The 24,071-nt window shown below is 62.1% G+C and carries 14 protein-coding genes; 7 read left to right on the top strand and 7 right to left on the bottom strand.

The features are described from left to right. The first annotated feature begins 176 nt into the window (after positions 1-176). The 3 genes from BWR02_RS02170 to BWR02_RS02160 all read left to right on the top strand — a co-directional run bounded on the left by BWR02_RS02170 (position 177) and on the right by BWR02_RS02160 (position 4,423). Positions 177-1,181, top strand: a complete 1,005-nt coding sequence (locus BWR02_RS02170) for a transaldolase (protein ID WP_129884380.1) — start codon at positions 177-179, stop codon at positions 1,179-1,181. A 181-nt stretch (positions 1,182-1,362) separates the two neighbouring features. Further along, positions 1,363-3,267 carry a thiamine pyrophosphate-binding protein gene (locus BWR02_RS02165; RefSeq protein ID WP_139556104.1) on the top strand — a complete coding sequence of 635 codons (1,905 nt, stop codon included), beginning with the start codon at positions 1,363-1,365 and terminating at the stop codon, positions 3,265-3,267. A gap of 142 nt (positions 3,268-3,409) precedes the next feature. After that, a complete protein-coding gene (locus tag BWR02_RS02160; protein ID WP_139556103.1) occupies positions 3,410-4,423 on the top strand; it encodes a Gfo/Idh/MocA family protein in 1,014 nt (337 codons plus the stop codon). A gap of 52 nt (positions 4,424-4,475) precedes the next feature. On the opposite strand, the gene BWR02_RS02155 is transcribed toward BWR02_RS02160, so the two are convergent. From BWR02_RS02155 to BWR02_RS02125, 7 genes are all read right to left on the bottom strand, one after another. Beyond that, entirely contained in the window at positions 4,476-4,982 is a 507-nt protein-coding gene (locus tag BWR02_RS02155; RefSeq protein ID WP_139556102.1) for a peroxiredoxin, read from the bottom strand. A 151-nt stretch (positions 4,983-5,133) separates the two neighbouring features. Then, positions 5,134-5,907, bottom strand: a complete 774-nt coding sequence (locus BWR02_RS02150) for an Aq_1264-related membrane protein (RefSeq protein WP_201276098.1) — start codon at positions 5,905-5,907, stop codon at positions 5,134-5,136. Between the two features lie 144 nt (positions 5,908-6,051). After that, positions 6,052-7,704, bottom strand: a complete 1,653-nt coding sequence (locus BWR02_RS02145) for an alpha-keto acid decarboxylase family protein (RefSeq protein ID WP_139556101.1) — start codon at positions 7,702-7,704, stop codon at positions 6,052-6,054. Between the two features lie 397 nt (positions 7,705-8,101). Then, positions 8,102-9,988: a sulfatase family protein gene (locus BWR02_RS02140; RefSeq protein WP_139556100.1), complete on the bottom strand. Its 1,887-nt coding sequence runs from the start codon at positions 9,986-9,988 to the stop codon at positions 8,102-8,104. A gap of 435 nt (positions 9,989-10,423) precedes the next feature. Beyond that, positions 10,424-12,592, bottom strand: a complete 2,169-nt coding sequence (locus BWR02_RS02135; RefSeq protein WP_139556099.1) for an NHL repeat-containing protein — start codon at positions 12,590-12,592, stop codon at positions 10,424-10,426. Between the two features lie 1,024 nt (positions 12,593-13,616). Then, complete coding sequence (locus BWR02_RS02130; protein ID WP_139556098.1) at positions 13,617-14,063, bottom strand: DUF1810 domain-containing protein; 447 nt, start codon at positions 14,061-14,063, stop codon at positions 13,617-13,619. Between the two features lie 76 nt (positions 14,064-14,139). Further along, positions 14,140-14,931, bottom strand: coding sequence for an HTH domain-containing protein (locus BWR02_RS02125; protein ID WP_139556097.1), 792 nt, complete (start codon positions 14,929-14,931; stop codon positions 14,140-14,142). An 881-nt stretch (positions 14,932-15,812) separates the two neighbouring features. Between BWR02_RS02125 and BWR02_RS02120 the strand changes: the two genes are divergently transcribed. The 4 genes from BWR02_RS02120 to BWR02_RS02105 all read left to right on the top strand — a co-directional run bounded on the left by BWR02_RS02120 (position 15,813) and on the right by BWR02_RS02105 (position 24,067). Next, positions 15,813-17,105, top strand: coding sequence for a DUF1254 domain-containing protein (locus tag BWR02_RS02120; protein ID WP_201276097.1), 1,293 nt, complete (start codon positions 15,813-15,815; stop codon positions 17,103-17,105). 156 nt (positions 17,106-17,261) lie between these two features. Then, positions 17,262-17,825: a pyridoxamine 5'-phosphate oxidase family protein gene (locus tag BWR02_RS02115; protein ID WP_139556095.1), complete on the top strand. Its 564-nt coding sequence runs from the start codon at positions 17,262-17,264 to the stop codon at positions 17,823-17,825. A gap of 415 nt (positions 17,826-18,240) precedes the next feature. Beyond that, a complete protein-coding gene (locus BWR02_RS02110) occupies positions 18,241-23,022 on the top strand; it encodes a PAS domain-containing protein (RefSeq protein WP_139556094.1) in 4,782 nt (1,593 codons plus the stop codon). A gap of 91 nt (positions 23,023-23,113) precedes the next feature. Further along, positions 23,114-24,067, top strand: a complete 954-nt coding sequence (locus BWR02_RS02105; protein ID WP_162559976.1) for a Na/Pi cotransporter family protein — start codon at positions 23,114-23,116, stop codon at positions 24,065-24,067. Positions 24,068-24,071: the final 4 nt, after the last annotated feature.

Genomic DNA, 24,071 nt, shown 5'->3' with positions numbered 1-24,071 from the left:
CAGTCTTGGCCGAGTGGTATTGGCGGCGGCGCGGGCATTGCGTTCCGCCATCTCCCATCGGCGAAAAAGTTGCGGTAGAATCCCGAGGCTGCCAACCGATCGGCTCGATGCGAGCCGGATCGAATCGGTCTACGACGACCATCCGCAGGATCATCATCCAATCGAGGTAACACACTATGGCGAACTTACTGGAACAACTGCGCAAGATGACGGTAGTGGTAGCCGATACCGGCGACCTGGCGTCCATTGAGAAGTTCAAGCCCCAGGACACCACGACGAACCCCAGCCTGATCACGGCGGCGGCCCAGATGCCGGAGTACCAGGTCATCGTCGACGAGACGCTGCTGCAGGCCAAGAAGGATGCCGGCGAGTCTGCTTCCAAGGCTGCGATCCTGTCGCTGGCATTCGATCGACTGGCCGTCTCGTTCGGCAAGAAGATCCTGGACATCGTCCCGGGCCGTGTCTCGACCGAAGTCGACGCCCGTCTGTCCTATGACACCGAAGGCACCGTCAAGAAGGCACACTTCCTGATCTCGGAGTACGAGAAGGCGGGGATTGACCGCAAGCGCGTCCTGATCAAGATCGCGGCTACCTGGGAAGGTATTCGCGCTGCCGAGATCCTCGAGAAGGAAGGCATCCATTGCAATCTGACGCTGCTGTTCGGTCTGCATCAGGCCATCGCCTGCGCCGAGGCCGGCATCACGCTGATCTCGCCGTTCGTCGGCCGCATCCTGGATTGGTACAAGAAGGACACCGGTAAGGACTACGCCCCGGCTGAAGATCCGGGTGTGTTGTCGGTGACGACCATCTACAACTACTACAAAAAGTTCGGCTACAAGACCGAAGTCATGGGCGCGAGCTTCCGCAATATCGGTGAGATCACCGAACTGGCCGGCAGCGACCTGCTGACCATTTCGCCGGGTCTGTTGAAGGAACTCGAAGCAACCGAGGGCACCTTGGTGCGCAAGCTCGATCCGGCCAATGCGGCAACGATGGACATCACGAAGATCACGGTCGACAAGGCAACCTTCGACGCGATGCACGCGGCCGACCGGATGGCGACCGACAAGCTCAGCGAAGGCATTGACGGTTTCGCGAAGGCTCTCGAAACACTCGAGGCGCTGCTGGCCAACCGTCTGGCTCAGCTGGAAAGCGGCGTAGCGGTTGGCGCGGCTGCCTGATAAGCCCGCCTAGCGCAGGACTGCTCGAAACAGGCTTCGCTCGCGAAGCCTGTTTCGTTTCCGGCGACTAGAAATTTCGCCGGTCGGTGGGATCGTGCCCGACCCTACCGCAGAGACGTCCTGCCGTCGCCGCGACGGTCCCTGTTTTTCCGATTCGCCAAACCTCTCAAGGACAGCCAACATGACAGTCAAGTTTCCGATCGATCCCGCCGCGTTCAAGCCCCTGGAACTGGATCCGGCCAACCCGAAGCTCAGCGCCGCGCAGCGCGAAACGCTCGCGAACAACATCCAGTTCTGCCGCGACGCGATTGTGTTCTTCACCGCGACCGGCGCCGCGCGCGGCGTGGGCGGCCATACCGGCGGACCGTATGACACGGTGCCGGAAGTGATGATCATGGATGCCTTCTTTCGCGGCAGCCCGAACAAGTTCGTGCCGATCTTCTTCGACGAAGCCGGCCACCGCGTCGCGACCCAATACCTGATGTCTGCGCTTTACGGCCATATGCCGTTCGAGCATTTGACCAACTACCGCGCCGCGCACTCCAAGTTGCCCGGCCATCCGGAACTCGGACTGACGCCGGGCGTCATGTTCAGCTCCGGCCGGCTTGGCCACATGTGGCCGCACGTCAACGGCGTCGCAATGGCCAACCCGGACAAGATCGTGTTCTGCCTGGGTTCCGACGGCTCGCAGCAGGAAGGCAACGACGCCGAAGCCGCCCGTATCGCGGTCGCCCGTCGCCTGAACGTCAAGCTGATCATCGATGACAACGACGTCACGATCGCGGGCCATCCGTCGCATTATCTGCAAGGCTACAACGTAACCGCGACGCTGGCCGCTCACGGCCTGACGGTCACGGAAGGCGATGGCGAAGACCTCGAATCGCTTTACTGGCGGATGTGCGAAGCGGCAGTGGCCCCCGGCCCGTTCGCGGTCGTCAACAAGCGGAAGATGTGCGCCGGTATCGACGGACTCGAAGGCTCGACCCACGGTCACGACGTGATCTCGGTCGAAAAGGCCATCGCTTACCTCGAGAAGCGCGGCCATACCGATGCCGTGAACTTCCTGAAGAACATCGAGAAGCCCAAGGACACCTACGTCTACCAGGGCTCCGGCAAAAACTCCGATGCCAACCGCAACGTCTTCGGCGACGCGGTCGTGTCGGTGCTGGGCAAGATGACCGAAGCCGAGCGCAAAGAAAAGGTCGTCGTCATCGACAGTGACCTGGAAGGTTCCTGCGGTCTGAAGAAGATCCACGATGCCTATCCGGACATCTTCGTGCCCTCCGGGATCATGGAGCGCGCCAACTTCGCCGCGGCCGCCGGCTTCGGCATGGAGCCGGGCAAGCAGGGCATCTTCGGCACCTTCAGCGCGTTCCTGGAGATGATCATCTCCGAGATCACGATGGCGCGCCTGAACAAGTGCAACGTGCTGTGCCACTTCTCGCACTCCGGTATCGACGACATGGCGGACAACACCTGCCATTTCGGGATCAACAACATGTTCGCCGACAATGGGCTGGAAGACGGCTACGACACCAAGCTGTATTTCCCGGCCGATGCCGCGCAGATGAAGGCCGTCGTCGAATCGGTGTTCCATAACCCAGGTCTGCGCTTCATCTTCTCGACCCGTTCGAAGACGCCGAACATCCTGGACGACAAGGGCAACGACTTCTACGGCGCCGGCTACAAATTCGTGCCGGGCAAGGACGAGGTCATCCGCGAGGGCACGGCCGGCTACATCGTCAGCTATGGCGAGTCGCTATACCGCGCGCTGGATGCGGTCGAGCGTCTGAAGGCCGAAGGCATCGATGTCGGCCTGATCGCGAAGCCGACGCTGAACGTCGTCGATGAGGACATGCTGGCGAAGGTTGGCAAGGCGCCGTTCGTCATGGTCGTCGAAGCCTTCAACCGCAAGACCGGCCTGGGCAGCCGCTTCGGCTCCTGGCTGCTCGAACGCGGGTTGACGCCGAAATTCGCCTACCTTGGCACGCACGAGGAAGGCTGTGGCGGTCTGTGGGAGCAGTTCCCGCACCAGGGTATCGACCCGGTCGGTATCATGAAGAAGGTCAAGTCGCTGGTCGGCTAAGGACCCCGAGCCGCGGGGCGCTTCCCAGCGTCTCGCGGCCCCCGTTTTCGGGGCGACGCCGAGTGCGGCGGGCCCCTTTTCCTCCGGTGCCGCTGCCGTGCGGCCAGCGCTCCGATTCACCTCGAACACACCAGGAGCGAGCATGACCGATCAAGCCAAACTCCGCTGGGGCATCCTCGGCGCCGCGCGCGTCAACGAGCGCCTGTTACCGGCCATCGTCGAGGCATCCAACGCCGAACTCGTCGCGATTGCCAGCCGGCGTCCCGGCGCCTCCGCCGAAACGCTCGCGAAATACGCCCCGCAGCAGTCCGGTGTTGCGACCTACGATGCACTGGAGCCGCTGCTGGACGATGCACGGGTCCAGGCCGTCTACCTGCCGATGGCCAATCACGAGCACGCCGAATGGGCGTTGAAGGCCATCGCACGCGGGAAGCACGTGTTGTGCGAGAAGCCGATGGCGCTGACCGTTGCCGACATCGACGCGATCGAAGCCGCTGCGCGGAAACATAAGGTCACGGTCATGGAAGGCTTCATGTACCGTTTCCATCCGCAACATGCGCGGGTGGCTGAAATCCTGGCCTCCGGTCGGATCGGCGAGGTGCGAACGGTGCGGGCGACCTATTCGTTCACGATGCGGCCGGCGCGCATGTACCGGCTCGTCGAGCCGGTCGCCCGCGGCGGCGGCGCGATGTGGGATATCGGCTGCTATGCGATCCACTCGGGCCGGCTGTTTTTCGATGGCGCTCCGAAGGCTGTGACGGCCATCGCCCGCTATGTCGACAGCGGCGCCGACATCACGACGAGTGGTGTTATGGATTACGGCGAGGGCCGCCATCTGCTGTTCGATTTTAGCTTCGAGCGAGCGCGCCGGTCGGAATACGAAGTGATCGGCAGCAAGGGCGGCATCAAGTGCCACACGGTATGGCAGCTGCCAGGCGATGTGCCGGTGATTTCCTGGTGGACCGAGGACGGTTGGGAAGTGACCGAGCGGATGCCGCCGGCGAATCACTTCCGGCTCGAGATCGAGCACTTCAGCGACTGCGTGCTGAACGGGAAGCCGCCGGCGCTGTCGCTCGCCGATGCCAAGCTCAACTGTGCGGCGATCAATGCGGCAATGCAATCCGCCGCCGAGAAGCGGACGGTCAAACTCGTCTGACCGAGTTCGTGAGAATGTGAGAACGGGGCGGCGCCAGGCCGCCCCGGTCGATTCAGACTTGCGCCAACACGGTCTCGGCGTTCGACACTTCGAACTTGCCGGGCGCTTCGACGCCGACGTAGGTGACGACACCATCCTTGGCGACCAGCGCGAAACGCTGGCAACGCATGCCCATGCCCTTTTCGGTCAGATCGAGTTCCACCCCGAGTGCTTTCGCATAGTGGGCGCTGCCGTCAGCCATCATGCGTACCTTGCCGTCGGCCTTTTGCTCCCGTCCCCATGACGCCATCACAAAGCCGTCGTTGACGGCCATGCACCAGATCTCATCGACTCCCTTGGCCTTGAATTGATCGCAACGGGCTATAAAGCCCGGCAGATGCTGGGCGGAGCACAGCGGCGTGAAGGCGCCGGGTACACCGAACAGCACGATGGTCTTGCCCTTGACCAGCTCGCCCACGGCCAGCGATTGCGGCTTAAGGGGGCAGTGGGTGGTCGAATCGAACTCGGTCGATTCGCTGAGGGTGCCTTCGGGCAGGCGGTCGCCAACTTTGATGGTCATGAGAACTCCTGTGGGTCGTTTGGATGAGCAGCCGGCCGGGCGTTGACCGGCAACTGGCCGATAACCATGCGTCGCGCTCAGGAAATTGTCAAGCACCTGCAGACGCCATAGGCCGCGCGACAGCACCGGGCTGCCGCGCGGCGAGCCGGCGCTACGCTTCCTTCGTCGCTTCCTGCGGAGCTTCGGACGGGACACCGGTCCACATCGTCGGCCACAGGCTGCGCGGCGCCCACATCTGCGCGAACGACGTGAAGATCATGATCGTCGACGCGATCGAGTAGCCGATGCCGCCGAGCATCGTCAGCCAGGCGAAGACCGGGTGGTATTTCGTCAACCACCAGGACAGCACGTCGATGACCAGGAAGGCGAACGGCGTCGAGATCAGTACGAGCTTCCATTTCAGCGGGAACTCGGCGAGCCCGAAGATCCAGCCGACGAACAGGAAGATGAAGGCGATGCCGAACAGGTGGATGTGTGAGACCCGCGTCAGTGACCCGATACTGGCGCCCTCGTCGACTGCGGCCACTTTCTTGACGTCCGCTAGCTCGGTGAAGTTGGGCAAACCGGATTCGGCGTTGTGGCAGGAGAGACAGTGCTTCTGGAACAGCGGCTGAATCTTCGAGTTCCACTCGTCGGCCGGTGCTTCGTCACGGGCCCACTGGATGATGGCGAACCGGACTTCATCCGGTGCCATGGCTTTCATCTGTCCGTTCAGCATGCTTTCGAGCTTCGATCCAGAGCGGTTGCCGTGGTAGCTATAGACGATATCGTTGAGCGACAGGCCCGGCTTGCCGTCGGCCATACCGTGAGTCAGCATGATCTGGGCGCCGGCCATCATCAGCCCCACGCCGATGACCATCAGGAATCCGGTGAACAGCACCTTGTAGGCTTGTGGCAGTTTTGCCAGTGTCGTGACTTGAATCATGCGATCGAGCTCCTGAGGCTAGTGAAGGTATTCGGTAGTTGCGTCATCCTCGCCGGATCCCTTCGGCAGGCTTGAGCTTATGCGGTTGGCCGACATCGTCTTTGGGCTGGCTGGGCCCGCCGCGGCGCAACTCGACGGGCGCGCTCAGTGCGGCTCCCGGACGACGCGGGCGCGCAGGTGCTCGCCTAGGCGGCGCATCGCCGGCGACGGATCGTCCGGCGCCAGATGCACATTGATCAGGCTAGGCCTGCTGCGGTCGGAGGCCGCCCCCATCAATGCGCTTTCGAATTCATCCTCGGTCCCTGCATCATACCCATGCAGCGGCCCGAAAACTTCGCCCAGTCGATGGAAAGCCCATGCGGCGATGTCGTTGAACGGTCCGTCGAGGATATAGCGCTCGGTGCTGTAGCCGCGGTTGTTGAAGACGATGATGATCGTGTCCTGTTTCAGGCGCGCGATCGTCGACAATTCGGTGCCGGTCATCTGGAAGGCGCCATCGCCGACCAACACCAGGACGCGCGTTTCGGGCCGCGCCACTTTCGCGCCCAATGCGGCCGGCATCGCATAACCCATCGTCGTGTAATATGCCGAAGCGAGAAATGCGGCACTGTCGTGCACACGGAGGTCCAGTGCCGCGAACAGGCAGTCGCCGGTATCCGAGACGACGGTGGTATCCGGTGTCAGGAAATCGTTCAGCCGCGCGATCAGGCGCGCGACCGTCATGGCTGCGCCGGCCCTGGGGAAATCGGGGAGCGGGCGATCGCCCCGGTTCGCCAGCCTGGCCGGAGGACGCGGCGCCAGCCGCTCCGCGAGCCCGGCGGCAAAGTCGCCGAGCGCGACGCCCGGGTAGCGATGGTGCCGGATCACGACCTCGTCCTGGCTGGCACGTATCATCCGCTGCGGGTCCAGCCGCGCACTGAAGATACCGAGGTCGATATCGTTCATCGTCATGCCGAGGATCAGTTGCAGGTCGGCCTGCTCGACTGCCTGCCGCGTTGCTTCAGCACCCATCGCACCTTCGTAGACGCCCAGGTAGAGGGGATGCCGCTCGCCGATCACGGATTTCCCGGTCAGCGTCGCCGCCACCGGCAATTGCGCCCGCTCGACCAGCCGCATCAGGATCGGCTGCAGCCCGCGGCGATGCAGCTCGACTCCGGCAATCAGCACGGGCGACTGGGCTGCCTCGAGCAACGTGACGGCCTCTTCGACCGCTTCCCGCAGGGAACCGGCATCGCCGCTCGTCTGTTCCGGCGAGTCGGTCGCCGGCATCGGGTAACCCGGCGTGTCGACCCTGTCGCGAGGCAGTTCGATGTAGACCGGCTGACAGTAATGCAGGGCGGCCGCCAGCGTGCGGTCGATCTGCCGGAACGCGATCATCGGATCGTCCAGCACCGCCGTGGCGCACGTGATGCGCTCGAAGATCTCTCGCTGGAAGTTGAACGGACCGAAGCGGTGGTGGATCAGCGGGTCCTTCTGTTGCTCGACCACGCCGGGTGCGCCGCTGATCACGACGACGGGCGAGGACTCGGCATGGGCACCGGCGATTGCGTTGACGACGCTTAGCGCCCCGACGCCATAGGTCACGGCCAGCGCGCCGGCTCCGCGGCAGCGCGCGTAACCGTCGGCGGCAAAGGCGGCGGTGTCCTCGCGCGTCGTTCCGACGAGTTCGAGCGGGCTTGCGTCGAGTTGTTGATAGAAGCGGAGGATGTAATCCCCCGGAACGCCGAACACATGGCGAATGCCCACGCGCAACAGGCCCTGCAGCAGGTAGTCGCCTATCGTGACGACTTCGGACATGACGTGAGTGTCCCGGCGATCATGTCGTCCATTATCGCGTGCTGATCCGGTCAGGGCCAGCGGCCGGGCGCCCGGCTTGGGGAATGCGGTGTTCGCTGGGAGGCGATAGATGCCGCGCGGCTGTTAAGGGCTCGGCCGCGCCTGATTCTGTTGCCCCGGGGTCCGTCGGCCAGCGTGTTTGATGGGCTTCGCCCTCAACGCGATAGCATCCCGGATTTGGCTCGGCAGTTCAGCGCGTACCGCATCGAACCGGTCTCGTACGAGGGGCCGAACGCCTTCCTGCGACAGCACCTGCTGGCGTAGGCGGTCGATCGGTGGACAAACGCTGACGAGGGCCTGCGCGAGGCACAATCGCTTCCGAGGGTCAACGCGCCAGCGCTGCCTCGAGCGCGCTGGCTCAGACACCGTTCCTTTTCAGAAATACCCGGCAGGCAGAACTGACCGTGTAGTTTCCGGCCCAACGGCCCTTTATCTCCTGCACCACCTGAATGAACGGTTCGGGTGCGGCAGAATACTGCAGGAAGTTGATCGCCAGCAGCACGAGGCTCGCGTTCGTGCTTCGCAGATAGTTGATCAAGGCGTCACGGGCAAGGTCGTTCCGGAAGTTGTGATAGCTGACCGCTGCCGCCGCAATAGCGGCCGGCGGGTATGGGTCGGACGACGCCTTCGACAACTGCGTCTGATAATTCGACAAATCGGCCGTTGACTGCGATCGCAGGCCCACAGCGGCCCAATAGCGAACGATCTTGTTGCCGCTGGACAGCCAGCCGATCTGCTGCTGTGTGTAACGGGCGCTTCGCCTGCCGGAAACCTTGGCCGCCGCCTGGATCGCGCTGATCGGGAACTTGGTGTTGTCGAGCCGATAATCGTAGGGAGCGGTGAGGCGCGCGATCTGCCCCAACTCATACTCGGGAAGCAACAGGACATCCCGCGAGCTGACGAGGTTGCTGTTGACCGCATCCCTCAGACGGGTCAGGACCGCGGAGTGCGAAGCACTGAACGCCAGATTGTTCAGTTCCCAGGGATCGTTCGCAAGATCGAACAGGAATTCCGCGGGACGGGTCTGCAGGGCGCGCGCCTGTACCGGTGTCAGCAGACCGCTCGCGAAATCGCCCCGGATCTGTTTCATGATGTCGCTGCTTTCGACTGAGTCCAGGGTGTACCGGAGTTCCGGTATGAACGGCATGAAATTGCGCGAATAGAGGTAACGACCATCGGTCGCGCTCCTGACGAAGTCGATCCCACTGTCCGCGCGGTCGGTCGAGAGGAACAGCACATCCTTCGGCGCAGCGCGGTCGATGCCCAGGATCGGTCTTCCCTTCAGATGGCCGGGGCGGGGAACACCGGCCAGGCTCAGCACCGTCGGGGCGAGATCCTCGAAGCTGATCAGTTCGTTGGTAACGGCCGGAATCGGGCCCCAGGGCGATAGCGCCTGATATTGCGCTGGAAACCAGATGGCGAAGGGAACGCGATGGCCGAGGCCGATGCCATTTGTCTTTCCTCTCGGCATCGCTTCGCCATGATCGGCGAAGAAAAAGATGATCGTGCTGTCGAGCAGATTATCGGTCCGAAGGCGCTCCAATAACTGACCGATGCGCTTGTCGACCAACGACAAGGCGTTGTATACACGGGCGAAACTCCGGCGCATCGCAGCGGAGTCACGATAGAACGGGGGCATGGTGAAGCCCCCGTCATCGATGGTCTCGCCCGGACCCAGTTGCGCCAGGACGTCCGAGACGTACTGATCGTACGGCCAGACCATCGTCCGAGATTGGTGGGAATCCAGATAGTTGAAGACCGAGAAAAACGGCTGTCCCGGCCGACGTCCCCACCATCCCGCCTCGCTTGAGTTTTCGTTCCAGGCCTCCTTGTTGAAGGCCTCCCCGTTTGCAATGTTGTAGTCGGTCTTACTGTTATTGGTCGTGTAATACCCGGCCTGGCGCAGATAATATGGAAACCCCTTGATATTCGCCGGGATCGGAAACTGGCTGCGGTGATGCCCCGTGCCGAGTTCATAGGTTCGGACGCCAGTGATGATCGTGGAGCGACTCGGAGCACAGACCGTCCCAGTCGAGAATGCGCTTGTGAACCGAACCCCTTCCTGAGCCAATCGGTCGATATTCGGGGTATGGGCATCGCTGTTCCCATAAGCTCCAACGAATTGTGGGGAGGTATCCTCTATTGTGATCCACAGGATGTTCGGCTGTGGTGCCGCTCCAGCTAACCCGAAATTGAGGGTGGCCGGCAGTATCAATATCAAGGAAAGAAGATGCGCATGGCGCATAGGGATCCTCCGATGAAAGCGGTATTCCTACCTTCGTCAGATCAGAAGATTAAGGTTGATAGGGGGTCTGAACAATAGGTATGAATACCTATTAGAATTAGATAGTTGGTTTGTTTAAGTCAGATACAGTCTCGGTTGCCGGGGCGGCGGGGCAAGCGGGGTGATCGTCGGGCCTTGTGCATGATCTGGAGGCGATGTTTTCAGCCGTTAGTGGGCGTGTCTGACATTTCGATTGAAGCGTCAGAATGGTCGCATTGGGGCGCTTACGCCATGAACAAAATCGGCCAGACCGAGTATTCTCCGGTTGTCTCCGCGAACGTGAAATCATCGCGATTCTGGCAGAAGGAAATGGATGCTTGTCGAGCGGCATTCTTGGTTATAGAGAGTGCCGCTCGACGTGATCAAGGCATTTGCGCTGGGCGATTTATCCGGGAGTTACCTCAGTTCCGCGTCATCGAGATATAAGGTGCCGCCCGCGCTGCTGTCCATCCAGACGTTCAAGCTGATCGTCTCACCCGGATTCACCGGGATATCGGGGATTTCCGCTCGTGTCCAGGCACCGGTTGTGGGCATTCCGGCAGTTCGCGTTAGAGAAATGGCGCCGGTTGCCGGGTTAAGCACCCTGACGCGAAGACGGGCCCATCTGACGCCATTCAGCCGCTTGTACCAGATCGAAGCGGTGTAGGTACCCGCGGGCAAGCCGGTGGTCGTCTGCTGAATGGAGTTGCTGAAGGCGACCGGGCTCGAGAACACCGCGGCCCTTGCGCCGCCATACACATCCGTGGTCGTGACCTCGCCCAGGCGCCAGCCCGTCCAGTCTGCCAGCCCATTCTCGAACCCTCCATTGACCAGAAGGCTGTACGAGTACACGCGGATCCGGTCGTTGTGCGAGTCCGCAACGAATACCTCATCGGTCGGGCTGACCGTGATCCCCGCCGGGTCGCGCAGATCCTGGATAGTGGCCGCCACTGTGCCGCTGTCGGCCATGACCAGAACTTGGCTCCGTCGGTTGTCTGCGACATAGATATGATCATGACGGTCGATCGCGACGTCCCCGAATTCCCCGTTCAGTGAAGATTGACTGATGGTGCGCCGCCATAGAAACGTGCCCCGTTCGAATTGCAGTTCGACGAGTCGGGCATTGCCGCTGTCAGCGACCAGCACCGTGCCTTTGACCGGATGAACCGTAATGCCCGATGGCAGCCGGAACTGATTGATGCCGCTGCCCACGGAGCCGAATGTGGTCAGTGGCTGACGGGTGGCGACATCGTAGGCGACGATCCGGTGGTTATCGCGGTCGGCGATGAAAGCTATCCGATCCGCGGCGCGTATCGCGATGGCGACCGGTCTGAAGGGTGTGAACCCGGGCGTCGCCTCAAGTCTGAGTGTGGCGAGCCTTACGCAGTCGGCACGCAGGATGTCCACATGGCTGGAATAGGCTTGGAGAAACCAGATTTCATCCGCCACCGTGTCGACCGCCAGACCCAGCGGCCGCGACGTCGGAGTTCCATGGGGGTCGGGACAGGCGTTGATGACACCCCCATCCGAGGTCAGGTGGACGATTCGGGCGTTCATGTAGTCGGCGGCGTAGACCGTGCCGTCTGATCCAAAGGCGATACCGTTTACGGTATTGAACATCGCGTCATCCGCTAGCGGTTTCGGTGCCAGCGAGGTCGGAGGCGAATCAGACGGTATCGTCTGCGCTTCGACCCACCCGCGAGGAGTGCGGTCGAAGCGTTTGACACGATTGGCACTCTCATCCGCAACCCAGATATCCCCATCTGGCGCGACATCCATGAACCATGGTTCAACCAGGAATGCTGACGAACTGATGCCGCCCACATAGCTTCCGTCGAGTCGATAGACACGGACTCGCGGCGAGGAGGAAGTCGACGTTTCGTACAGCAACTCTTGCCCGAGTACGGGATCGTGCGCAACGCGAAGCGAAATCGCTCGGTGGCCGTTGCCGCTCAGTCTCCGCAAACAGGTGCCGTCCGCACCCAGGATGTACACGCCGTTGGCGGTTTTGTCGGAGAGATATATGTTTCCGGCCGCATCGGCGTCCACGTCCGATAGACTGGAGCCGAATGTACAAATGCCATTCGGCCGAACAAGCAGTTCCTGGTTCGTGAGGTCCTGGTTCCAGACTTGCACACTTCCTCGTTCGGGATCGGTTATATAAACCTTACCGCCCTTTACCGAGATCCCCATGGCATTGATGGGCAGCGATCCGAGCCAGGTGTAGTCGCGTCGCAACTTGACGACGCGCCTGTTTTTTCTGTCGGAGAAGTAGATGTTGCCGTCGTCGTCCATGGCGATATCACGCGGGTAGGACAACTGTCCCACGCCGTGCCCATAAGCCCCGAAGGTGCGAATCGGGGTCCCATCTGCCGAGTATTCCCTAAGGCGGTCATTACCGGTGTCGGCCGCGATTAGGTTTCCGCCATGCGGATCCACGGCGATCCCGGATGGGTACAACTCCATGAGGGCCGGGCCACCGATCGTACGGATCAAGCGCAACTCTAGCGCGTTGACACCCGATCCAGCGGTGACGGAAAAAAAACACACAAGCCAGAGTAATAAAAGCTTCAGAAATGCGCTCATCTGAGTGTCCTGCCAAGTCCCATCATTGTCCTGGATGAACCAAACAGCCACTGGCCAGAATCCTGTTCGTTCGTTTTAAGGGCGTAGAGTCGGGATGCGTATCCACTGCATGATGTCTAATCCGGCTCCATCCCAAAATGTTGTACGCTTTGCGCTATAGAGTGACGCTGGCGATCCTGCTGATTATTGGCTCCGCCATCTGCACTGCAGTTGCGAAAAAGTGTTACAAAGGCATCGCCACATTGCAGCTCTCACGGCGAATGGCTGTGCAACATAATGTTTCACGACAGGCAATGACCAATCTCCGCCCGTACTCCAATTTAGCGTTGGCTCATCAGTCGTGACGCGCTGCGGATAGTCTTGCCCTGCAACTCTTACAGGTGTCATTTGCAGACTGAGTGGCCACACGGAAGTGGAAGAGCCACTTAACCGTCGTTTCGGATCCACTTATGTCATCTATTCCTGCCTGACCGCGCCTTTGGTCTTCCGATGGATAAGCTTATACGCTGAACGATAGGGAAATCCTATACGTAGAAATACCCATATCTCGGTCCGAAATTTGGGTGTTCGCCGTTTAGGTAGACTCGAGAGCGGTGATCCAAGTGACCTGGGGCGGGCTGATCCGTTGCCGCCCCATGATCCGGTTCAGCTTGCGGCGTCTTCGGAAGAGAGTGCATCGCCAGACAGGCGTCCCGATAAGGGAAGCGGTTCGCGCAGCCTCTCAAGCTGCGGCTCATGTGCTCCGCTGCCTCGCCAGCGGGGTGTAGATCGGTTCCCGTTGCGTCAGTGACTTCAGGCGCGCACGGATCTGTTTAACGGCCTGACTCGACAGCGGGGTGTCGGGGTACCGCAGGCTCGTTTTCGTCTCCGACTCAACTGCAGCGCGAAACACAGAAAATCAGAACGCGCAACACTGGTATCCACGATCCGGGTCTTGGTCTCGTTGAGACTGAGGCCCAAGCGTGCCAACCCGTGGCCGAGCACCTGCGGAGCCGATTCAATGAAAGGCGCCTGCTGGGTTGATCTAGCTTCGACCGGCACTGGCTTCGAGAAGGCGTAGCGTCGCGGTGTCTGGTTGACCTTCGTAGAACACGTTCAGGGCATTTTTGAAGCAGGGTTCATCCGGTGCAACCTCGATGAACAGCGTCAGGCAGGATCGGAACTTCATGGCGTCGATGTCGCCGAGGATGTCGACGGCGCTTCGGCCGGCATGGGCCAGGATTGCATTGACGCACTCGACCAGCCTTGGACCGAGCACCGGATGGCGTGCGTAGGCAGTGGCCTCTTCACGATTGGACAGCCCGTAGGCTTGGGCCATGTGGCTTTGGCCCAAACCGCGCAGCTGCGGCAACACATACCAGATCCAATGCGTCCTCTTGAATCCAGCTCGAAGTTCCGCGAGTGCGGTTGAATAGTCGTGCTCTTGTGCGCGCACGAAGCGCTCCAGGGAGTCGCGGTCAGGGGTGGACATGGCGGGGTTAAGATACAGTGCGGATGATGCGGATTAATGCGTCGCGCAGAAGAAAGAGGGCACTAGGCCAAATCACCTATAGCTTGTTTAAAGCGGCATCAAGCGTTGCCTTTACCTTCTTTTTCTCGATTTCCGGATCGACCTTTTGAAGGTACTCCACAGCCGCTAAGTCATCTCCTCTCTTCCTGTTCTGTCTCGGCTCCAATGCCTCGATCAATACCGCCTCGAATGCAGGAATTAGCTTGGCCGCGCTGTAGGCCGCTGGTAGCGATCCCAATTTTCCATCATCCGATACTGGTAAAAGACCAAACCATGAAAACCTGTCCCACCGAGCCGATAGTCTGTCGATTGTATGTTCATAAAGTCTTCGGCCGAGTGGTCGATCCGTCGTTCTGCCAACGTAAATGACCTCTCGGCCATCGTAAAGAAGATAGATCCCGAGTTGCTTGAAGAAGTCAACAGGGGTTGCTCCGATCTGTTGCATCCCAAGTAGCTTCGGAGTTGCCATCCATTCTATCGCTTCTTTACGCCAGAACATCCCGAAGGAAGTGACAATTTCATATTGTTCTTCCGATTCCTCTGATTCAGGAACGTCTGGCGTCAGTTTCTGTGGAATGACTACCGTACCATCGGATACGGAGCGCATCGCAAAAGTACCTTTTGATACTCGAATATATTGAGATGAAAGGCCGTCATGCTTTATAGAAGCCGATATCTGGGCATTGACAGTCGCGGCTGGCGTAGCACCCAGGTTCCTGCGCAGCCCTTCAGAAATAATCCGTTCTGTGATTTCGTTATAGTGCAGTGGCGTCGGCGACGAACTGAGAACCTTGTCTATGGCCTTTTTCCACGTTAATTCAGATGCCATAAGCGTATCCTTGGTTAGGTGCCAATATTACTTCCGTTACTCGGCAAAAATTTGCTTGCTGTGCGCAATAGCGATTACATGTGAAACATATGGTGTGGATCGCACGACGCATGCTCTGGCTTGGCTGGTGTCCTTGACCTTCTCAGCCTTGCGCGCCAAGAATGGGTAACATACTGAAAGTAAAGCAGGCAACTTCCCGAGTCAACGCCGCTGCAATCATGGAAGGGATAGAAGGCCCTCATCGGGCATTCGGCAGACCCGACTCGTTCAACACGTCGCTTCGCAGCGTCATGCCGGGCGTGGCTCCGGCAACCAGTGACAGGGATGTGTTCGGCTTCGCTGTCCCTGGATTTCCTCGTTCCGGTGTCCCACCCGGAACGATGGCTTGAGTGATATGGCTCGCTTGGCGCGCCTCAAAGAGATCATCGAGCCCGGATTTTCGTATTCGAGTAGCGCGGCGTACGAGCGAGTCGTCGGATTCATCGGGGCGACAAACTGGCAAAAGGGCTAAGGTCGCAGAGGCAGGGCTTCGATACGTCAAACCGCTAGTAAATCAGGTCCCGGTTGGCTCGCAGGCTGTCCGTCCGGGCGCCGCCGCAAGAACTCACCCCGCGCGCCCGGAGCGCCCGCCAACAGCCGCACTGGTCCGTCATCCCGAGGTTTCGGGATAGAATCCCAACGTTTGAGCAATCAATACGGACGGGGGCGGAATGAAGCGGAGTTTTGCGTTTGCCGTTGCGGCGGTACTGCTGGCCGGTCTGGTCGGATGTGCGGAACAGAAGCCGCTGCCGCTTTCCGCCGCGGCGGATGCGGCCAGAACGCAAGCGCTGGCCGAGGCCGACGCCAAGGAAAAGGCCGCAATGGCAGCCGGCGCTGAGGCCGTGGTCTACGGCCTGCCGCTGGTGATCATGGACCTCACCAAGCAGAAGTCGACCAATGTGCCCAGGCCTGAGGCCTTCTCCGCGCCGGTCAATCAGTTCGCCCACGTCCGCGTTTTTCCAGACGCCTCGTTCAAGGATGTGGTCCGCGCGAACGTCGACACGCTTTACTCCGTCGCCTGGCTCGACGTATCCAGGGAACCGATGGTGCTTTCGGTTCCCGACACGAACGGACGTTACTACCTGATGCCGATGCTCGATGCCTGGACGAACGTGTTCGCGTCGCCCGGCAAGCGCACGACGGGCACCCAACCCGGCCAGTTCGCCATCACCGGTCCCGGATGGGCCGGAACCCTGCCCAAGGGCGTGCAGCAGATCAAGGCGCCGACCGCGATGGTCTGGATCATCGGCCGCACGCAGACCAACGGACCGAAGGACTATCCGGCGGTGCATGCGATCCAGAACGGCTACCGGCTGGTGCCGCTGTCGGCCTTCGGAAAGGGGCGCTACAGGGCGCCGGATGCCCTCGTGAATGCGGCGGTCGACATGAAGACGCCGCCGGTGGATCAGCTCAAGGCGATGAGCTCGGCCGCGTTCTTCGACCGCCTGGCGGCGCTGCTCAAGGCCAACCCACCGCCGACGTCCGAAACCGGGATGCTGGCCAAGCTTGCGGCCATCGGGATTGTTCCGGGCGAAAAATTCGATCCCGGCAAGCTCGATCCGGCGGTGGCGAAAGGGCTGGAAAAGGCTCTGCCCGCGACGCTCGCCAAGCTGGAGGCTGCGGCCAAGGAGACCGGCGCGCCGGTCAATGGTTGGCGGGTGACGCCGATGAATGTCGGCAATTTCGGCAGCGATTACGGTACGCGTGCCGTCATCGCGTTGATGGGTCTCGGCGCCAATCTGCCGCAGGACGCGATCTATCCCTCGGCGTTCACCGATGGCGCAGGCGCGCCGCTAACCGGCGCGAACCGTTACGTGATCCATTTCGACAAGGGGGCGACGCCGCCGGTCGACGCGTTCTGGTCGCTGACGCTATATGACGCCCAGTCCTTCTTCGTCCCGAACCCGATCAACCGCTACGCGATCAGTAGCTGGATGCCGCTGAAGAAGAATAAGGACGGCTCCATCGACATCCATGTCCAGCACCAATCGCCGGGCAAGGACAAGGAGAACAACTGGCTGCCTGCGGCAGCCGGTCCCTTCAACGTGACGCTGCGGATGTACTGGCCCAGCGCAAAGGCGCCGTCGATGCTCGATCGAAGCTGGACGCCGCCGGCCATCACCCCGGTGCCTTGACGGCCGCGCGTGGTAATTGCGCGGGCTGATCGCCGCGCGGACGCTATACACCCCCTCCGACCACCGGCTGGGGATCCGAGCGCAGGGAGTCTGGCCAAACGCCTTCGCTAATCCGCGCGCGAGAACCGGGTGTGCTTTCTGTCAGGAGAACGGGAAATGGGTCAGCAGTACACCGAGCTTTCCGATCGGCACGTCGACTTCATCCGGGAGCAGAAGATCTTCTTCGTCGGAACGGCGACGGCGGACAGCCGGGTTAACATCTCCCCGAAAGGGATGGACTCGTTCCGCGTGCTCGGGAGCCGGCGCGTAGTGTGGCTGAACGTGACCGGCAGCGGCAATGAGACCGCCGCGCATGTGCAGGTCGCTCCCCGCATGACGATCATGTTCTGCGCCTTCGAGGGAAAACCCGTGATACTGCGCCTTTACGGTCGAGCTAGGGTGGTGCACAAGGCGGATCCCGACTGGGCATCGTTGTTCCCGCTGTTCCAGCCTTTGCCCGGTGCGCGGCAGATCTTCGATGTCACGCTCGATCTGGTGCAAACGTCATGCGGCATGGCGGTCCCTTTCCTCCGCTACGAAGGCGAGCGCGAACAGCTCTCGGCCTGGGCCGAAAAACAGGGGGAGGCCGGGTTGCGGGACTATTGGGAGCGCAAGAACCCGCTCAGCATCGACGGCATACCGACGCACATCGCGTCGAAGAACCTGTTGCCGGATGGTTGACCCCGCGTTGCGGAGCGCTTCGGCGAGCGGCTCGAAGCGCCTTGGCCGATGTTGCAGAGCGCTACGCGCGAAGCACTGGGGACCGTCAGCTCATTGCCTTCGCGCGGTCCACCAACGACGGACGCGAAGGAAGCCTTCCTAGTTTCCAGGCGTGCCCCGTGTCTCGATGGTGACGCTCGACGCTGAGACCGGTCCCTTGTCAACGCGGCCCTGTCGGCGTTCGCAGTTGATCGGAACCCGATCGGTGGTGTGGCGCGCCGTGCCCTCAGTACGAACCATGCGCGTTCGTCGCGGCGCTCGTTCCGGGCCGGACTGAAATAGTCGTATGATGCTCGGGGCCATCGCCAGCTCGACGCGGCAGTGCGGGGCCGGTGCCGCGACCCCATCATGAGATTCCCTTCAAGGCACAACCGCGATGTCTGAAATCGATACCGTGAGGTCGCGCCTGTGGCGCGTACTGTCATCGCCTGGATCGCAAAGCCTCCGTAAGCGCGGTCTCCTCTACGTTCTCGCCCTGATGCTGCCGCTGGCGGTCCTATGGTTCCGCGCACACTGGCCGGTTCCTCTCGATCAGCATCGGATGCTGGTCCTGTTTGTCCCCTTCCTGCTTCTGGAGGCGCTGCTCGGTGGCCTGGGTCCGGCCCTGGTCGCGACCGGGTTCACGGCGCTGGTCACGTGCTGGTTTGTGTTGCCACCGGTCGGCCAATGGGCGATTGAGTCCTCGCGCGACGTCTTGCAATGGGCGGCCCTTGTCTTGAGCGGCGTCATTGCCGGCGGGCTCGGCGAGTTGGCGCGGCGCTTCCGCTGCCAGGCGGCCGACCATCGGCGCGCGGCGGAGGCGGTGAAGCAGGCGTTGCGCCGCAACGACCGCCAGCTAAGGATGGCGGAGCTTGGCGCCTGGCTCGGCTTCTGGGAGTTTGACGTCGCGAGCGGCGCGCTCTGGATGTCTCCGGCGTGTGAGTTACTTTATGGCGTCGCCCCGGGCACCCTGCGGGACAAGGCGCAATGGCGGGCACGTATACATCCCGACGACTATGGGTTGGTCGACACGCAACTGGCGGGGGCATTGGCGGGCGCGTTGATCGACGCCGAATTCCGGGTTTGCTGGCCCGATGGCAGCGTCCACTGGCTGTATGCCCGCGGCAGCGCTGAACGCGATGCCGACGGCAAGGTGGTAACACTCACCGGGATCGACCAGGACATCACGAGCCGCAAACGGGCCGAGGCGGAGATAAGGAGAAGTGAGCAGCGTCTGATATTGGCGCAGGAAGGCGCCCAAATCGGAATGTGGGAACTGGACCTGGTCACGGGGCAACGGCATTGGTCCCGGCAATGCGAGCGGCTTTACGGCGTCCCGCCCGACAGCATACGCAACAACGAGGACTGGTTGCGGTTGGTCCATCCGGACGACCTGCCCTTGATCGAGGCGCAGTGGGGACCGGTCCAACGCGGCGAACCGTTCGAGGTCGCGTTCCGAATCCGGCGTCCGTCGGGGGAAATTCGCTGGATCGTCAGCAAGGGCCGGGCGAGCTACGACGATGCCGGCAACGCGCTGCGTCTGTCCGGCATCAATCAGGACGTCACTGACATAAAGCTTGCGGATGCCCGGCTGCGGGAGCGAGAGCAGATGCTCGCCGAATCGCAGCGCATTGCCCGGATCGGCAGTTGGCGCTGGGACCTGACTGGTCCGATCGTATGGACGGACGAGACTTACCGCATCTACGGCGTGGAACGGGAGACCTTCGTACCCACTCTCGAATCCCTGCTGGAATTGGTGCATCCGGACGACCGTCAGTTCCTGAGCAACTGGATTGCCGATTGTGCCGCGGGAAAACCCGCGCCCGAATTCGATTTCCGCGCCGTTCGTCCCGACGGGAGCATCCGCCATCTGTGCGGACGCGGCGAGTTGATTCGAACCGCCGACGGAACCCCCCTGTACATGGTCGGCACAGCGCAGGACATCACCGACCGGGTTCGCCTGCAGGACGCCATCAGCGCCAGTGAACAGGAATTTCGGCAGCTGGCCGAAGCGATGCCGCAGATCGTCTGGGTCACCCGTCCCGACGGCTGGAATACCTACCTCAACCGCCAATGGGTCGACTATACGGGCCTGTCGTTCGAGGAGAGCCGCGGGCACGGCTGGATCATTCCATTCCATCCCGCAGACAAGCAGCGCGCGTGGGACGCCTGGCGGAACGCCGTCAAACACAACGCCGAGTATGCGCTTCAGTGCCGCTTGCGCCGCTTCGACGGGGTTTATCGCTGGTGGCTGATCCGGGGCGTACCGGTCATCGATGGGAACGGAACGATTTCGAAATGGTTCGGTACCTGCACCGACATCGAGGACCTGAAGCAGCACGAAGCGGCGGTCCTCGAATCCGAAGCCCGGCGTCAGTTCGCGCTCGAAACCCTGGGTGCCGGCGAATGGGAACTGAACCTGACCACGCAGGCTGCCGTCCGCTCGCTCCGGCACGACCACATCTTCGGCTACGACGATCTGCTGGCCAGCTGGACCTACGACCGGTTCCTGGCGCACGTCGTGCCCGAGGATCGCGAGCGGGTGGACCGGCTGTTCCGCCACGCCTCGCAGGATGAATCCCGATGGGAGTTCGAATGCCGGATTCGCAGGTCGGACGGCGAAATGCGCTGGATCCATGCGTGTGGTTCGCCGCGCACCAGTGTGTCGGGTGAGCCGACCCTGGTCGGTATCCTGCGGGATATCACCGTGGAAAAGCTCGCCGCAGCCGAACTCGATCGCATGCGGTTGCTGATGGCCGAGGGTGAGCGTATCGCACGATTCGGCTCCTGGGAGTTTTTCGTCGCCAGCGAGACGATCAACTGGTCGGATGAGGAGTTCCGGATCTACGGCATGGACCCCGCGGGTCCCTGTCCGGTGTATCAGAGCATGCTGCGCGAGCGGATTCATCCGGACGATGCGGAACGGCTCGACCGGGAGTTTCGTCGGGCCCTGGCGCTATCCGCTCCATTCGAGCTGGAACACCGGATCGTGCGCCCGGACGGCACGGTGCGCGAGGTGCAGGATCTGGCCAGACCCTACTTCGACGAGGCCGGGACACTGGTCAAGTACGTTGGCGTGACGCTCGACATCACCGAGCGGAAACACCAGGACCAGCGGTTGCGGGATCGTGAGATGCGCCTGCGCGCCTTGCTCGAGGGGGCGCGCGACGGCATCCTGATGGCGGACGCCGTGTCGCGCCGCTTCGTGGATGCCAATCCTGCGATCTGCACCATGCTGGGGTATCAGCGCGAAGAACTGCTGATGATGACGCCGGTCGACATCCACCCCGCGGACGCTCTACCGCAGGTCTTGGAGACCTTCGACCGGATGGCACGAGGAGAGATGACGGTAGGTGAGGACGTGCCCGTGCTGCGCAAGGATGGGGTGGTGTTTCCCACCGACATCAGCGCCACCGTGTTGGAAATCGAGGGAGAACATTATCTGGCCGGGTTCTTTCGAGACATCACCGCACGCAAGCAGGCGGAACAGGAACTCGAAGCCTATCGGCACCACCTGGAAGAGTTGGTCGCCCAGCGCACGGAAGCACTGCAACGGGCCAACGAGGAGATCGAGCAGGCCAGGGAACGGGCCGAGGCCGCGACCCGGGCGAAGAGCGCGTTCCTGGCGAATATGAGCCACGAGATCCGAACGCCGATGAACGCGATCCTGGGTCTGACCCATCTGCTCCGACGCGACCAGCCGGATCCGCAGCAGTTGGTCCGCCTGGGCAAAATCGAAGGGGCGGGACGGCATCTGCTGTCGATCATCAACGACATTCTGGACATCTCGAAGATCGAGGCCGGGCGTCTGGAACTGGAAGAGGTCAATTTCCCCCTTGGCGCGGTTCTGGATCACGTCCGCTCGCTGGTCATGGAACAGGCGCGGGAAAAGAACCTCGTGGTCGAAGTGGATCGCGATGACGTGCCGCTGTGGCTGCGGGGCGATCCGACACGGCTGCGCCAGGCCTTGCTGAACTATGCCAGCAATGCGGTCAAATTTACCGAGCGTGGCGTTGTGACTATCCGTGCCTTGCTGTTGGAGGACGACGGCGAGAGTCTACTGATCCGCTTCGAGGTCGAGGACACCGGGGCCGGAATTCCGCCGGACAAACTGGACCGGTTGTTCCAGGAGTTCGAGCAGGCTGACGCGTCGACGACGCGCAGACATGGAGGCACGGGGCTTGGTCTTGCGATCACCCGCCGGTTGGCGCACCTGATGGGTGGACACGCCGGCGTCGAGAGCGTGCCCGGTCGAGGCAGCACGTTCTGGTTCGTCGTGCGACTGCAGCGGGGACAGGACGGTGCCCCGTTGTCTGAAGGCCTTGCGAGCGCGAGTGACCAGGCTGTGCTGCAGGCGCGCCATGCGGGGGAGCGGGTGCTACTGGTCGAGGATGATGCCATCAACCAGGAGGTGGCGCTGGAACTGCTGCGCAGCGCGGCGCTGGTCGTGGAGGTCGCGGAGAACGGGCAGCAGGCGGTGGACAAAGCGCGAGCGAACGCCTACGACCTGATCCTGATGGACGTTCAGATGCCGGTCATGGACGGCCTGGAGGCGACACGGATCATTCGTTCGTTCCCTGACCGGGCGACAATTCCGATTCTCGCGATGACGGCCAACGCGTTCGATGAGGACCGCCGGGACTGTCTCGATGCGGGCATGAACGATTTCGTCGCCAAGCCGGTGGACCCGGAGATCCTCTACGCGACCCTGCTCAAATGGTTGCCGCCCGCACCGGGGGCGGGCTCGATCGATCGGGCGACCGCGCCCATCGAGCCTCAAGTGGCCGATAAGCTGCGGGCGCTCAGGGAGATTCCCGACCTTGACGCGGAGCGCGGTATGCAAGCCGTATGCGGCAAAGAGGCCACTTACCTCAGACTCCTCGGTCTACTGGTCGAGAATCATGGGCATGACGCCGACCATCTGCTGGCCGCCTTGCGGAACGGTGACCTGGCCGAGGTCGGCCGCCTTGCCCACGCGCTGAAGGGCGCTGCGGGCAACCTCGGTGCGCTCAGGGTCATGGAACTGGCCGAAAGCGTGAATGCGGGAGCGAAGCAGGCCTTGTCGGCGGCGGAGATGGACGATCGGTGCCTTGAGCTTGCCGCAGCGCTGTCCCAGCTCATCGCGGGACTGCGGCAGGTATTGGGTAAAGCCGGCGGAGCGGACGCGCTGAGTGCCTGAGATGGGCTTTCCCGGAGCGATTGCCCGGACGGGTACCTGCCGGGCGCGGTGCCGCCCCCTGTTTCGCTGGAAGATGTGGAGTATTGAGCCGATGACCGAACTGCAAGCCCTGTTCGCCGCACTGTCCGCGATCGTGCTGTTCCTTTACGGGCTGCAGGGTTTCAGCCGGGAACTCCGGGTCACCGGGGGCACCGCGCTGCAGAACTGGCTGGCGAGCGTGACCGCGAGCCGCTGGCTCGGCTTCACCGTGGGGGCCGTCGCGACGGCCATCGTGCAATCGAGCAGTGCCGTGACGGCGTTGACCGCGGCCCTGGTCGACGGGGCCGTCATCTCGTTCAGAGCCAGCCTCGGCGTGCTGCTCGGTTCAAACGTCGGCACCACGGCCACGGCCTGGCTGGTGTCCATGAAGCTGACCGGGGTCGGTCCCGCTTTCATCGTGTTGGGTGCCTGCCTGTCGGCGCTGCCATGGCGAGTGGGCATCGCCGGCAAGGCGATCTTCTATTTCGGGCTGATTTTCTTCGCGCTCGATCTGATCGGCACCGAACTCCGGCCGCTGCGCGAGCAGCCGGCGTTCGTCGCGTGGCTGGAACTCGCGCAGGCGCCCTGGTTGGGGATCCTGGTCGGTATGGTGTTCACGGCGCTGATCCAATCCAGCAGCGTGACGACGGGCGTGTCCATATTGCTGGTCCAGCAGGGCACGTTGCCCGCGGAGGCGGCGATACCGATCGTGATCGGTGCCAACGTCGGTTCGACCTCGACGGCGCTGGTCGCCAGTCTCGGCATGGGGGCCGTCGCGCGAGCCACGGCGACGGCGAACCTGCTCTTCAACGCCGCCGGTGCGCTGATCTTCTTCCCGTTCATCCATGCCTTTGCGGGTGCCGTCGTCGACTCTGCCGGCGACCCGAGCCGTGCCGTCGCCTGGGCGCATCTGCTGTTCAACGTCACGATCGGCCTGGTCTTCCTGGTCGCGCTCGATGCGATCGAGCCGCGCCTGAGCCGTTGGTTCCTGGGTCCAATGGCCGCGCGATCGGCGGCTCGGCACTGAGGCC

Origin of the sequence: Methylotetracoccus oryzae (genome assembly GCF_006175985.1) — a bacterium.
Taxonomy (GTDB): Bacteria; Pseudomonadota; Gammaproteobacteria; order Methylococcales; family Methylococcaceae; genus Methylotetracoccus; species Methylotetracoccus oryzae.
This window is presented reverse-complemented; position numbering and strand designations above follow the sequence as displayed.

Excerpts from the sequence above, each read along its gene's own strand:
- BWR02_RS02140 (WP_139556100.1), bottom strand. The coding sequence starts at position 9,988 with ATGCGCCATGCGCATCTTCTTTCCTTGATATTGATACTGCCGGCCACC.
- BWR02_RS02125 (WP_139556097.1), bottom strand. The coding sequence starts at position 14,931 with ATGGCATCTGAATTAACGTGGAAAAAGGCCATAGACAAGGTTCTCAGT.
- BWR02_RS02105 (WP_162559976.1), top strand. The coding sequence starts at position 23,114 with ATGACCGAACTGCAAGCCCTGTTCGCCGCACTGTCCGCGATCGTGCTG.
- BWR02_RS02160 (WP_139556103.1), top strand. The coding sequence starts at position 3,410 with ATGACCGATCAAGCCAAACTCCGCTGGGGCATCCTCGGCGCCGCGCGC.
- BWR02_RS02170 (WP_129884380.1), top strand. The coding sequence starts at position 177 with ATGGCGAACTTACTGGAACAACTGCGCAAGATGACGGTAGTGGTAGCC.
- BWR02_RS02110 (WP_139556094.1), top strand. The coding sequence starts at position 18,241 with ATGTCTGAAATCGATACCGTGAGGTCGCGCCTGTGGCGCGTACTGTCA.
- BWR02_RS02115 (WP_139556095.1), top strand. The coding sequence starts at position 17,262 with ATGGGTCAGCAGTACACCGAGCTTTCCGATCGGCACGTCGACTTCATC.
- BWR02_RS02155 (WP_139556102.1), bottom strand. The coding sequence starts at position 4,982 with ATGACCATCAAAGTTGGCGACCGCCTGCCCGAAGGCACCCTCAGCGAA.
- BWR02_RS02130 (WP_139556098.1), bottom strand. The coding sequence starts at position 14,063 with ATGTCCACCCCTGACCGCGACTCCCTGGAGCGCTTCGTGCGCGCACAA.
- BWR02_RS02145 (WP_139556101.1), bottom strand. The coding sequence starts at position 7,704 with ATGTCCGAAGTCGTCACGATAGGCGACTACCTGCTGCAGGGCCTGTTG.
- BWR02_RS02165 (WP_139556104.1), top strand. The coding sequence starts at position 1,363 with ATGACAGTCAAGTTTCCGATCGATCCCGCCGCGTTCAAGCCCCTGGAA.
- BWR02_RS02135 (WP_139556099.1), bottom strand. The coding sequence starts at position 12,592 with ATGAGCGCATTTCTGAAGCTTTTATTACTCTGGCTTGTGTGTTTTTTT.
- BWR02_RS02150 (WP_201276098.1), bottom strand. The coding sequence starts at position 5,907 with ATGATTCAAGTCACGACACTGGCAAAACTGCCACAAGCCTACAAGGTG.